The organism is Deltaproteobacteria bacterium (genome assembly GCA_020848905.1).
GTDB lineage: Bacteria > Myxococcota_A > Polyangia.
Window position 1 is genome coordinate 101584 of sequence record JADLHG010000018.1, and the last position, 14073, is coordinate 115656.

Sequence of the window (14073 nt, forward strand, 5' to 3'; positions counted from 1 at the left end):
CGCCGCGGCTTCTTCCAGGAATTGATGGTCCGACCTTTCTGCAAACAGCCTCGGGAGAGAGCGCGCAAAGGCCGCGCCCACCCACGGGATAATGCTTTGATCGTGCGTCGCTCTCTATGATATAAGAACCCCGATATTTGGGTGTTTTTTCCCAATCGGCCTGTGGAGCTAGCGCGGACGGGGCACCGCCCGGCTTCACCGCGAAGGACCCACCGCACGTAGGCGATACGGGGAGACCATGAACGAGATCAAGCAGCGTCTTCGCACCTCACGCAACTGGCTCAGCCTCATCGAAGACCTCGAGGCCGAAGCCGAGCAGCTTGAGGATCGCTACGAGAAGGCGCGCCGTCTGTACGCCCTGGGCCAGGCTTGCGAGGAGATTTTCCTGCGCAAGGACAAGGCGATGGTGAACTACCAGAAGGCCTTCAAGGTCTATCCGGAGGACGTTCGCCCCCTCGTGCGCGCCCGCCAGATCTACCGCGAGATGGGCAACCTGAAGATGGTTGCCAAGCTCATGGAGTTCCAGCTCAAGGTGGTCGAGAAGCCCGACGACCGGGCCGCGCTGCTCATCGAGGTCGCGAACGTGTACCTCGACCTCCGCCGGCCCGACGTGGCGCGGACGCGGCTCGTCGAGGCGCAGGCGCTCTCGCCGAGTCAGCCGGGGCTCGCAGAGGCGCTCGAGACGGCCAACTACGAGCGTTCGCAGTGGCCGGATTTCGTCAACCTGCTCCTCGACGCGGCCTCGTCCGCGCGTGACGGTGAAGAGGCGGCGAAGTTCCTCGTGCGCGCGGCGCGCATCTACAACCTGGAAGCTCCGGAAGAGGCCACGCGCGAGGAGATCCTGCGGCGCGCGCTGGAGTTCGATCCGCAGAACGACGAGGCGAATTTCCTGCTCGAGACGCTCCTGGCCGAGCAGTCCCGCACCACGGACATCGTGGCGCTCCACGAGAAGCGGGCCGCCATGGCCCCGCAGGAGCAGCGGGCGGCCCTGTACCGCAACTTCGCGTCGGCCTGGGCCATCCGCTTCCTCGACGTGTCCACGACGGCCAAGTTCTACGACCGCGCGCTGCAGAGCTACTACAACAACGGCTCCGACCCCTTCCCGGGGCACCTGGCGGCCTTCACCTTCTTGCGCGGCGAGCTGAAGACCTCGCGCGACGACCTGCGGCACCTGCTCGAGCTGGCCGACGAGGGCCTCAACAAGGCGCCACTCCTCGAGGACGATCAGCTCGTCCTGGCCACGCAGGCCGCCGAGATCGCGTGGCGCGAGATGGACGACCCCGAGCGCGCGGCGCTCTACTTCGACTGGGTTCGTCGTCTCGACCAGGACAGCCCGGCGCTGCGGGAGTTCGCCACCGCGCACGGCGCGCTGCTCGAGGCGGTCGAGGCGGCGCAGGCCCAGGCCGAGCGGGCGGCCCCGCCCCCTCAAGCCGCACCGGAACGAGAGACGGCGGTCATCGCGCGGCAGGAGATGGAGTCGCGTGCGGTGCAGGCGGACGCCGAAGCCGTGGCCACGGAGCAGGTGCTCTTCGGCGACGGCGGCGAGGCGGCCCCGGCGCCGGCTCCTGAGGGGAGGAGGCGGGGACGGCGTCGTCGGACGGGCGAGCAGCCGGTGCCCCAGGCCGCGGCCCCCACGGAGGAGGAGGTGGTCGTGATCTCGGAGCCGCCACCTGTCGAAGCGGCACCTGTCGAGGCGACCCCGGCCCCCGCGCCGGTCGAGGAGCTCGCTCCGCAGCCGCAGGCGACCGCCTTGGCGTCGTTCGACGAGCCGATGGACGATGCGACGGCGCAGCTCTGTGCCGACGCCGCGCGGGCGGAGCACGAGTCCGTCGAGAAGGGGATCGAGGCCTGGCGGAAGGTGGCGCTGAAGGCCAAGACCCTGCGCACGCCGCGTCGCGCTCTGGCGGCTCTCTACCGGCAGGTGGAGCGCTGGAACGCGCTCGTGGAGGTGCTGAAGGAGGACGCGGAGCTGGCGGCGGACCCGGTCGAGAAGCGCGACCTTTTGCGCGAGCTGGCCGCGCTCTACCGCGACCGGCTGCACCTCGACGCGATGGTGGTGAACATCCTCGGGCAGCTCAGCAAGTCGAACCCGCACGACGTGGAGGTGCTGGACGACCTGGCGCTGCAGTACGAGAAGATGAGCCGCTGGACCGACCTCATCACCGTCCTGCGCCACAAGGCCGAGGAGGTGGAGAGCATCGACGAGAAGGTAGAGCTCTGGGCGCGCGTGGCGCACCTCTTCGTCGAGCGCTTCTCGAACCAGGCCGAGGCGATCAAGGCCTACGAGCACGTGCTCGAGCTGCATCCGACGCACCGCGAGGCCATCGAGCAGCTGAAGGGCATGTACGAGCGACGGCGGGATTGGGACCGCCTGATCGCCATCTCGCAGCGCGAGATCGACCTCCTCGACGACGACACCGAGCGCGCCGTGCGCTACCTCGAGGTGGCCGAGATGGCGACCTCGAAGCTGAAGAAGCCGCAGGTCTCGACCGAGCTCTGGTGCAAGGTGCTCGAGTACGATTCGAGCAACATCGAGGCGCTCAGTCAGCTCGAGCAGCTCTACGAGCGGGCGAAGGAGTGGGACAACCTCGCCGACGTGTGCAACCGGCAGGTGGACCTCATCGCCGACCCGGCGAAGAAGTCCCTCGTCCTGCAGAAGCTCGGGGTGCTCTTCACCGAGAAGGTCCAGGACGACGCGCGGGCGATCGACGCCTGGCGCCGGCTGCTCGAGCTCGAGCCCGAGAACCGCCGCGCGCAGGACGCGCTGAAGAAGCTCTACCTGCAGGCGAAGAACTACGACGAGCTGGAATCGTTCTACGCTGCCCACGACAAGTGGGACGAGTTCATCCGGGTCCTCGAGCGGCAGGTCGAGACGGAGGACGCGGAGACGAGGCTCCGGCTGAACTTCAAGATCGCGAACCTCTGGCTGGAGAAGCTCGAGAAGCCCGACCGGGCGATCCGGGCCTACGAGAAGGTGCTCAGCCTGGACGAGAGCAACCTGGCCGCGGCCGAGGCGCTCATCCCGCTCTACGAGGCGGGGCGCGACATGAAGAAGTACGCCCAGGTGCTCGAGATCCAGCTCGCGCACACCGAGGACGAGGGGACGCGGCTCGAGAGGATCCGGCACCTCGCGGAGCTGTGCGAGGAGAAGCTGCGCCTGAAGGACGCCGCCTTCTCGTGGTACCTGCGCGCCTTCGACGTGGATTGCCGGAGCGAGTGGATTCGCGAGCAGGCCGAGAGGCTGGCCGGCGAGGTGCACCGCTGGCCCGAGCTCGTCGAGGCCTACGAGCGCGCCTACGCGCGTCTCGCCGATCCGCTCGACCTTCTGCCCGTGATGTTGACCGTGGCGCGGGTCTACGAGGAGCAGCTCGCCGACACGGAGCGCGCGCTATCGACCAGCCAGCGGATTCTCGAGCTCGAGCCGCAGAACGCGCAGGCCGTCGGAGCGCTCGAGCGGCTCTACACCAAGACGCAGCAGTGGCCCGAGCTCCTCGGCATCTACGAGCGGAAGATCGAGCTCGTCGAGGATCCGGACGAGCGCAAGGAGATCTACTTCCGCATCGCCTACCTCTACGAGGAGGAGCTGAAGGATGCGGAGCGCGCCATCGCCGCCTACCGCACCGTGCTCGACCTGGCCGGCGACGACATTCGCGCGCTCAGGTCGCTCACGAACATCTACCAGGAGCAGGGGCGCTGGTCGGACTTGGCCGAGACGCTCCTCCGGGAGCTCAGCCTGCTCCCCGTCGATGACGTGGCCGGGACGATCGCGCTGAAGTACAACCTCGGCCAGCTGCGCGAGACCCGCCTCGCCGACGTGGACGGGGCGATCGAGTGCTACCGCGACATCCTGGAGCTCGACCCGACCCACGCGGGGGCCCGCGCGGCGCTCGAGCACAAACTCGAGGACGAGCAGCACCAGCTCGCGGCGGCGCAGATCCTCGAGCCGATCTACCAGCAGATCGGCGAGTGGCACCACCTCGTGCAGGTGCACGAGATCCAGCTCGCGCGGGAGCAGGACCCGCAAGCCAAGGTGGACCTGCTGCTCCGCATCGGGGCGCTCTGGGTCGAGAAGATCGGCGACGGCGAGCGCGCGTTCGAGGCCTACAGCCGGTGTTTCAAGCTCGAGGCGACGAACGAGCTCGCGCGCAGCGAGCTCGAGCGGCTGGCCTCGATTCAGGACTACTGGGAGCCGCTCGCCGGGCTCTACGAGGCGGCGACGCGGGAGGCGCTCGACGCGCCGCTGCAGCACGAGCTGCTCCTGAAGCTCGCGGCCATGATGGACGAGCGGCTCGAGCAACCCGAGCGAGCGGTGGAGTTCTACCGGCGCGCGCAGGAGCTCGAGCCCGACGACCTCGGCACCCTCGAGGCCCTCGAGAAGCTCTACACCCGCGCCGAGAAGTGGCCCGAGCTGCTCGAGGTCTATCGTCGCCGGGCGGAGCTGTCGACCGACCCCGACCATCGGCGGCAGCTCTACGTGCGGATGGCGTACATCTGGGAGGAGATGCTCGGGAACCTTCCCGAGGCGGTGAGCTGCTACAGCGAGGTGCTGGCGCAGGACGACTCGAACCTGGACGCGCTCCGGGCCCTCGACCGCCTGTACCAGGTGCAGGGGACCTGGCACGAGCTGGCGGACAATCTCTCGCGGCAACTCGCGCTGGCCGAGGACCGGCAGGAGACGATCGATCTGCTGGTGCGCCTCGCGAGCCTTCGCGAGACGGAGCTCGGCGAGACGGCTGCCGCGGTGGACACCTACCGCCAGGTCCTCGAGCGCGACGGGACGAACCAGCGCGCGGTGGCGGCGCTGGAGCGGCTCATCCAGAACGAGGAGCACCAGCTCACGGTGGCGCAGATCCTCGAGCCCTACTACAAGACGGCCGACGACTGGAACAAGCTGGTCGGCATCTACGAGATCATGGTGGCGCACGCGTTCGACCCGACGCGTAAGATCGAGCTGCTCCATCAGATCGGCGAGCTCTACGAGATCGCGGGGGAGGACGCCGGGGGCGCCTTCCAGGTCTACGGGCGCGCCTTGCGGGAGGACCCGTCGCACGAGGAGACGCAGGGGCGGCTCGAGCGGCTGGCCCGTCAGCTCGAGGGCTGGGAGCAGCTCGTCGGGCTCTACAACGCGCTCGTCGCCGACGTGACCGACGAGATGCTGGCCGTCTCGCTGCACATGAAGGTGGCCGAGATCTACGAGGAGCACCTCGGGGACCTCGCGCAGGCGGCGGAGGCGTACAAGCGCATCCTGGCGGTGGACCCGCAAAACCTCGCGGCGGTGGAGGCTCTCGAGCAGATCTACCTGCGGGCCGAGGCCCACGAGCAGCTCGTCGAGGTTCTGCTGCGCAAGGCCGAGATCGTGATGGCGGCGGACGAGCGCAAGGCGCTCTTCTTCCGCGCGGCGCAGATCTACGAGGACGTGCTCGAGGATCTGGACGCGGCGATCCGCGTCTACCAGATGGTCTTCGATATCGACGACGCGGATACGACGACGATCGAGGCGCTCGAGCGGCTCTACTTCCGTCTCCAGCGCTGGGACAACCTGAAGGACATCTACGCCCGGCGCGCCGAGCTCGCCCAGGACCCCGACGACAAGAAGCAGATCTTCTACCGCCTGGGGTCGGTCTACGAGGAGCAGCTCACCGATCTGGAACGCGCCATCGAGACCTTCCAGAGCGTGCTGGACCTCGACCCCGAGGACCTGACCGCGATCCGTTCGCTCGACCGGCTCTACCAGCAGGCGGGGCGCTGGTACGACCTGCTGCAGGTGCTCGAGCGGCAGGTGGAGCTGGCGGGGCGGTCGCACGAGGGCGTGGACCTGAAGTTCCGCGTGGGGCAGCTCTGGGAGCGCGAGCTCGGCGACCTGACGCGGGCCGTGGAGACGTACCGCGAGGTGCTGCACCTTCTGCCGACGCACGACCCGACGCTGGCGGCGCTCGACGCGATCGCTCACGGCAAGGACGAGCCGGTGCTGGCGGCCCAGGTGCTCGAGCCGGTCTACGAGCAGTCGCTGGAGTGGGAGAAGCTCATCGACCTCTACGAGGTGATGGTGCGGCACGTCGAGGACCCCTTCCGCAAGCTCGAGCTCTTGCACCGCATCGCCGAGCTCTACGAGCTGCGCGTGGAGGACTCCCGTCGCGCGTTCGAGGCCTACGGGCGCGCGCTGACGGAGGACAGCACCGACGAGCAGGCGCTCATGAACCTGGAGCGGCTCGCCGACGAGATCAAGGGCTGGGAGGACCTGGCCAAGCTCTACGAGGTGGAGCTCGAGAAGCTCATCGATCCCATGCGGCAGGTCGAGATGGGACTCCGCGTGGCGCGCGTCTACGAGGAGGAGCTCAAGCGGGCGCCCGAGGCGATCCGGCACTACAAGCGCGTCCTCGAGGTGGACGTCGAGAACCGCGCGGCGATTCTGGCGCTCGACCGGCTCTACGGGGATGGCGAGCAGTGGGCGGAGCTGGCGGAGATCCTGCGGCGCGAGATCCGCATGGCCGATACCGACGACCAGGTCATCGACCTGCAGTTCAGACTGGGGGCGCTGTACCAGGAGCGCCTCGGCGACCTGACCAGCTCGATCGAGTGCTACCGGGAGATCCTGACCGTCGCTCCGACGCACTCGCCGGCGGTCACCTCGCTCGAGCTGCTCTTCGAGGAGGGTCAGCAGCAGCTCGAGATCGCGGAGATCCTCGAGCCGCTCTACCGGATGAGCGAGCAGTGGGAGAAGCTCGTCAAGATCATGACCGTGCAGCTCGAGCGCATGGAGTCGGCCGACGACAAGGTCCAGGCCGTCCAGCGCATCGCCGAGATCTGTGAGCAGCGGCTCGGCGACCACCTGCGGGCCTTCCGCTGGTGGGGTCACGCCTTCGCGGTCGACCCGCGCTCGGACGTGGTCAGCGAGGAGCTCGAGCGGCTGGCCCGTATCGTGGACGGCTGGGAGGAGCTCGTCGGCTTCTACAACGGCGTGCTCGCCAAGCTGGACCCCGAGGACCGGCGGCGCGTCCTCAAGATGATGGCGCGGGTCCACGACGACGAGATCAACGACCGGGCGCGGGCCGAGGAGAGCTACCTCTACGTGCTGCAGATCGACCCGCAGGACGCCGACGCGCTCGCGGCGCTCGACCGGATCTACGAGCAGACCGGGATGTTCCAGGAGCTGGCGGAGATCCTCAAGCGGCGCATCGCTGTGACGGATAGCTCGGACCTCCTGGTCCAGCTGCAGCTCCGTCTGGGCGGGACGTACGAGCTCGCGCTCGAGGACCTCGACAGCGCGGTGGCGACCTACCGCGCGGTGCTGGATACGGACTCGCGCAACGCGCAGGCCTTGGCGGCGCTCGAGAAGACCTACTTCAAGCGCGAGCAGTGGGCCGAGCTCTACGACGTCTACGAGCGCATGGTGGACGTCGCGCCCGGTGACTCCGGCGTGGCGGAGTGCTACGCGCGCATGGCGAAGATCGCGAGCGACGCGCTGGCGGACTCGGAGCGCGCCCAGGATCTATGGAATAGGGTGCTCGACCTCCGCGGCGAGGACCCCGTCGCGCTGTGGGCGCTCGCGGACCTCTACGAGGCGGCCGGCGAGTGGCGCGAGCTGGTCGAGGTGCTGCAGCGGCAGGTCCACATCGTGGAGGAGCCCGAGCCACAGGTGCGCCTCTACCAGCGGCTGGGACGCATCTGGGGCGAGAAGCTCGGACGCGACCGGAACGCTCTCGAGAGCTGGCAGAAGGTGCTCGAGATCGACCGCAGCAACATCGCGGCGCTCTACGCCATCGCCGAGATCTACCGCAACACGCAGGCCTGGCAGGAGCTGGTCGAGACGCTGCACCGCCTGATCGAGATCGGTATCACGGGGGACATGAGCGAGCAGGATCTGCACAAGCTCTACACGCAGCTCGGCGAGCTCGAGGGCGAGATCCTGATGCGCCCGCAGGAGGCGATCGAGGCCTGGCGCAAGGTGCTGGACCTGCAGCCGGATGATTTCCGCGCGCTCGGTGCGCTCGAGCAGCTCCTCACGCAGGAGGCGCGCTGGGAGGAGTGCATCCAGGTCCTGCAGCGCAAGGTCGAGGTGCTGCAGGGGCCGCAGGACAAGATCGACGTGCTGATGCAGGCCGCCAGCATCTGGCAGGAGCGGGTCGGGGACAACGCGTCGGCGGGGCGGGTCTACGAGCAGGTCCTGTCGCTCGACGCGGCCAACCGCGTGGCCTTCGTCGCGCTCGAGCAGATCTACCGCGAGGGCTGGCACTGGGAGAAGCTCATCGACCTCTTGCTGGCGCGCGTGGACCACTCGGAGAGCGTGTCCGAGACGGTGGAGCTGCTGCAGGGGACGGCCAAGGTGTACGAGGAGCAGCTCGACGCGCCGGAGCAGGCGTTCGTCGTGCTGCAGGCGGCATTCAAGCAGGACTACACGAACGACATCACGGCCCAGGAGCTCGAGCGGCTCGCCTCCACCACGAACAAGTGGAACGAGCTGCTCACCGAGTACCACACGGTGGTCCAGGCCATCGTCGACCCCAAGGTGAAGTCGAACCTGCTGGTTAAGATGGGGCGCTGGTACGGCAGCGAGCTCGGACACCTGGACTACGCCATCGCGTCGGTGCAGCAGGCCTTGCAGATCGACCCGGAGAACGTCCCGGCGCTCGAGACGCTGGCGGGCTTCTATCGCAAGACGGCGCGCTGGAGCGAGCTCGTGCAGGTGGTCAACCGCGCTGCCCAGCTGGAGGGCGACCCGGAGAAGAAGGTCGGGCTCTACCTGCAGATGGCCGAGCTCTTCGAGATGCAGCTCGGCGACCAGGGGCAGGCCATCAACGCCTACCGGCGCGCGCTGGACGTGGACGGCACGAACAACGAGGCGCTGGATGCGCTCGAGCGGCTCTACCGCATGTACCAGCAGTGGGAGCAGCTGATCGCGATCCTGGCGCGCAAGGCCGAGCTGGCGCAGGACCCCGAGGCGGTGATCGAGCTCAAGGGCTCGATCGGCGAGCTCTACGAGGAGCGGGTGGGCGACCATCAGGCCTCCATCGAGTGCTACAAGGACATCCTCAACCTGGAGCCGCAGAACCTCCCGGCGCTGAAGGCGCTCGAGGGGCTTTACGAGAAGACCGGCCAGACCGAGGCGTACCTCGACGTCCTCGAGCAGCAGCTCGACGTCACGGGGTCCGACGAGGCGCGGATGTCGCTCTATCAGCGGATGGCGGTCGTCTGGGAGGAGCAGTTCACCAAGCTCGACCGCGCGGCGGAGTGCCTGGAGAAGATCCTGCTCATCGACGACCGGAACCTCGCGACCTACCGGAGCCTGGAGCGGCTCTACCGGCAGGACACGCGGTTCGAGGACCTTGTCGATGTGCTGCGGCGACACGTCAACGCCACCGGCGACCCCCACGAGCGCATCGAGCTCTACATGAAGATGGGGGAGGTGTACGAGGGGCCGCTGCAGGACAAGGACCGGGCCATCGAGGCCTACACCGATATCCTGACCTTCGACCCGGACCACACGCAGGCGCTCGACGCGCTGGCGCGGCTCTACGAGGAGATCTCCGACTGGAGCCGGGCGGTCGACGTGATGATCCGGCTGGTCCAGCTGGTGGACGACGCGGCCTACCGCGTGAACGTCCTCTACCGGCTGGGGCGCATCTACGAAGAGCACCTCCGCGACGCGGCGACGGCCGAGGAGCGATACCAGCAGGCGCTCGAGATCGACTCCACGCACGAAGAGTCGATGAAGGCTCTGGTGGAGATCTACAAGCAGCGCGGGGACTGGGCCAAGGCGGCTCAGATGATGATCCGCGCCGAGGCGCACTCGAGCAACCCGCTGGAGAAGTCCCGCCTGCTGTACGAGGCGGGGATGGCCTACCTCACGCAGATGGACGACGAGGCGACGGCGGGCGAGCTCTTCGCCCGGACGCTTCAGGTGGACCCGGACCACGTGGCGGCCGGCGACCCGCTCTCGCGCATCTTTTTCCGCGACGGACGCTACCAGGACCTCGAGCCCGTGCTCGACATGCTGGTGCGGAAGGCGGACCGGCGCGACAACAAGACGCTGCAGGACCTTTACTACCGACTCGGTAAGACGGCCGACGCGCTCGGCAAGAACGAGAAGGCGCTCAAGTACTACCGCGCGGCCTACGACATCGACTCGACGCACCTGCCGACGCTGATCGGCATGGCCGACCTGCTCTATCGGATGCAGGACTGGGACCGGGCGTTCAAGATCTACCAGACGATCCTGGTCCACCACCGCGACAGCCAGCGGAAGGAGGAGATTGTCGACATCTTCTACCGGCTCGGCGATATCAAGCTGAAGCTGGGTGAGCGCAAGAAGGCGCTCAACATGTTCGAGAAGGCGCTGGAGGTGGAGCCGGCGCACCGGCAGACCCTGCTGGCGATCATCGACCTGCAGGCCAAGCAGAACGACTGGGAGGCGGTGGTTGCGGCGAAGCGGGCGCTTCTGCCGGCCTTGAACGACCAGGAGCGCTATCAGGTGCACATGGAGCTCGGCGAGCTGTATCGCACGAAGCTCAACAACGCGCAGAAGGCGATCGGCGCCTACCAGGAAGCGCTCGAGATTCTCAGCGAGAACCACGCGGCGCTGCACGAGATCCTCGAGCTCTACACCGAGACCAAGCAGTGGAAGAAGGCCGTCGAGATCGTGCTGAAGCTGATCTCGATCGAGCCGAGTGCGGCGACGAGGGGCAAGTACTACTACAGCGTGGCGGTGATCTACCGCGACGAGGTGAAGGCGCTCGACGACGCGATCGAGTACTTCAACAAGGTGCTCGACGAGGACACGTCGCAGCTCAAGGCCTTCGAGGCGATCGACCGCATCTGCACGCAGAAGAAGGACTGGAAGACGCAGGAGCGCAGCTACCGCAAGATGCTCAAGCGGCTGCCGCAGGACGGGCAGAACGAGCTGAAGACCATGCTGTGGCACGCGCTCGGCGAGATCTATCGAACGCGTCTCAAGGACTTCAAGAGCGCCATCGCCTCCTTCGAGGTCGCCGCCTCGATGGAGCCCGAGAACACGCAGCGGCACGAGATCCTGGCCGAGCTCTACATGCTGTCGGGGCCGGAGTACGCGGACAAGGCGATCGCCGAGCAGCAGACGCTCATCAAGCGCTCGCCCTTCAAGATCGAGGCGTACAAGGCGCTGCGACGCATCTACATGGACATCAAGCACTACGACAAGGCGTGGTGCCTGTGCTCTACGCTGGCCTTCTTGAAGAAGGCCGACCCGGAGGAGCAGCAGTTCTTCGAGCAGTACCGGCAGCGGGGGTTCGTGCGCGCGAAGGCGCGGATGACCGACGAGATCTGGCAGCGGTACGCCTTCCACCCCGACGAGGACCGGTACATCGGCGCGATCTTCGCGACCATCGCGCCGGTCGTGGCGTCGATGAGCGCGAAGCCGCACAAGGCGTTCCAGCTCAAGCGCAAGGACAAGCGCGACCTGGCGACGGACCAGCTCCTCTTCTCCAAGGTGTTCAACTACGTCACGTCGGTGCTCAACGTGGTGCAGGCGGAGCTGTACCTGCAGCCGGAGCGCCCCGCCGGCCTGCAGATGGCGCACACCCAGGAGGCGCCGTCGTTCGTGGTGGGAGCGGACCTGCTCCAGGGACGGCCGGAGAAGGAGCTCGCCTTCGCGATCGCGAAGCAGCTCACGTATCTGCGGCCGGAGCACTTCCTGCGTAACGTGCTGCCGGCGCCGTCGCAGCTTCGGACGGTCTTTCTCTCCGCCTTGAAGATGTGCAACCCACAGTTCCAGCTCCCGCCGGCGGAGGAGCTGGAGGTCGACAAGATCATCAAGTTCATTCGCACCCGCATGCACCCCGGGCAGCTCGAGCAGGTGGCGCTGCTGGTGCGGAAGTTCGTGGCCTCGAAGGCCGAGGTGGACCTCGCACGCTGGCTGACCGCGGTCGAGCTGTCGGCGAATCGGGTCGGGTTCCTCCTCTGCAACGACCTGGAAGTGGCCGCGAAGATGGTGAGCACGGAGCCGACGGCGATCGGCGGGCTGCCGCCCAAGGAGAAGGTGAAGGAGCTCGTCCTCTACAGCGTGTCCGAGGAGTACTTCGCGGTGCGGGCGCAGCTCGGCCTGGGTATCGGGCAGTGACCTCGGGGGATGTGGGGTACCAGGGCCAGAGCGCGTCTCGGGAAGTTGCTCGGCGGGGAGGGCCTCGTTAGGATGCGTGAAGGAAGGCAGGATCGGCCCGTTGCTCCCCAACTCTGAAGCCTACAGCGCGCTGCGGGACGCGCTGACGGCGGTTCAGCGTGATCCCAGTGCGGTCGTCGCGTTGCTCTCGTCCCAGGCCGACAACGGCGCGGGGTGGGTCGAGGCGGCCTACAACGAGCTCCGCGACCTGCTCGTGCTCGGGCGGGTCTCGCAGGCCGAGCAGGTGGGGAATCTCATCGGCGTGGTGCTGCAGGCCCAGGAGGGGGGGGCCGAGGACGAGCTCGCCGAGAACCGGCTGCACCACGAGTGCATGCAGTGGCTCACGGAGGGGATCGGCGCCGTCCTGGCGCAGGACAACCTCACGGGGATGGCCTACCTCCGGAACATCACCGGCGCGGTCTACGCCAACGAATCGCTGCAGTGGGTCGCGTGGCTCTGGCTGGCGCGCGCGGCTGCCGACGCCGGCGATCTCGCGACGGCGAAGTCCGCGGCGCAGGCCGCGCTGGACCTCGGCAGTCGGCTGGACGCGCAGGCCTTCAGCACCACGCTCTGCATCAGCGGGGAGATCGAGTTTTTGCGCGGCGAGTACGACCAGGCCCTGGAGCACCTGACCGAGGCCACGCGAAGTCTGGAGCAGCTCGGACACCGGCGCGGAACGGCGACGGCGTGGCTGGCGCGCGCGCGGGTGGAGGCCGGGGCGGGAAGGCGGGAGGAGGGGATGCAGGCGGCGCTGCGGGCGCACGAGTGGGACCCCGAGTGGGAGCAGCCCATCCTGTTCGTGGCGCGGCAGGCAATGCTCGCCGGGGACGTGGACGAGGCCGAACAGACGATCGTCCCGCTCTGGGAGGCGGACAGCCGTTCGGCCGAGCTGCAGCGAGAGATGAGGCTGATCCAGCTCGTGCGGCAGGGAAAGGTGAGCGTGGCGGTCGTCGCCGAGTATCTCGAGCTCCGAGAGCGTCCGCCGAGCTCCACGGTGGTGACGCTCCTCAAACACATGGTCGGCGAGAACCCGGGCTTTCTACAGGCGCGCGAGCTGCTGGCCTGGACCTTTCTGAAGCTGGGGCAGGAGGGGGATGCGGAGGGGCACCTCGAGTTCCTGGCGGAACAGAACCTGGACCCCGGGCTGCAGGCCTCCGTGTTGCTTGGCCTCGGCTGTCTGGCGAATCGCAAGCACCTGCATCGGCAGCCGGGGGCTCGCGTGGCGGCTGCTGCTGCGGCGATGCCCGAGTCGATCCGGGCGGCCGGGGGGACGCGGAGCGGCGAGGTCCAGGTGGTGAAGGTGGGCTCGATGTCGCGCCCCGCAGAGGTGGAGCTCGAGCTGGACGCGCCGCCGCCGCCGAGCGCGGTGGTGGGGGGCGAGGTGATGCAGCCGACGGGCTCGCACCCCGGGATCGAGGCGCCGGGGAGCGTGGCTCGCGCCGCCTTCACCGGGGACCTGATGCTGCTCGCGGTGCCGGACCTGCTCGAGTTCCTGCGGGCCAGTCGGCGCACGGGGACGCTGGTGGTGACCACCGACCATGGAATCGGGGCGGTGTACCTCGCGCGCGGGATGATCACCGGGGCGGCGTCGCCCGGCTGCTCGAACCTCGGCGACCTGCTGCTCGAGCGGCGGGCCATCACCGAGGAGCAGCTGGCCGCCGCGACCGACTCGCAGGTGGCGGAAAGCCCCGACGAGTTGCTCGGAGCGATCCTGGCCCAGCGCGGGACCGTCAGCCCGGAGACGGTGCGGCAGGTGCTCGAGGACCAGGTCCACCGCGCGCTCCTCGAGATGGTCGGGTGGACCGAGGGGCGCTTCGCCTTCGAGCCCGACAAGGGGGATCGCGAGAGGCGGCCGGCCGAGATCGAGATCGAGCTCGACAGTCAGGCCGTGCTGCTCGAGGTGCTGCGGCGCTTCGACGAAGCCGCGCGCTGAGCAGCAGCAC

At 68.1% G+C, this 14073-nt stretch carries 2 protein-coding genes; both read left to right on the top strand.

All coding sequences use genetic code 11. From position 1 onward, the window contains the following. Positions 1 to 238 precede the first annotated feature (238 nt). Positions 239 to 12091 (top strand): tetratricopeptide repeat protein, encoded by an 11853-nt coding sequence (locus IT371_08535; GenBank protein ID MCC6747689.1) that lies wholly within the window; start codon positions 239 to 241, stop codon positions 12089 to 12091. Between the two features lie 76 nt (positions 12092 to 12167). Then, positions 12168 to 14063 carry a DUF4388 domain-containing protein gene (locus IT371_08540; protein ID MCC6747690.1) on the top strand — a complete coding sequence of 632 codons (1896 nt, stop codon included), beginning with the start codon at positions 12168 to 12170 and terminating at the stop codon, positions 14061 to 14063. The last annotated feature ends 10 nt before the right edge of the window (positions 14064 to 14073 follow it).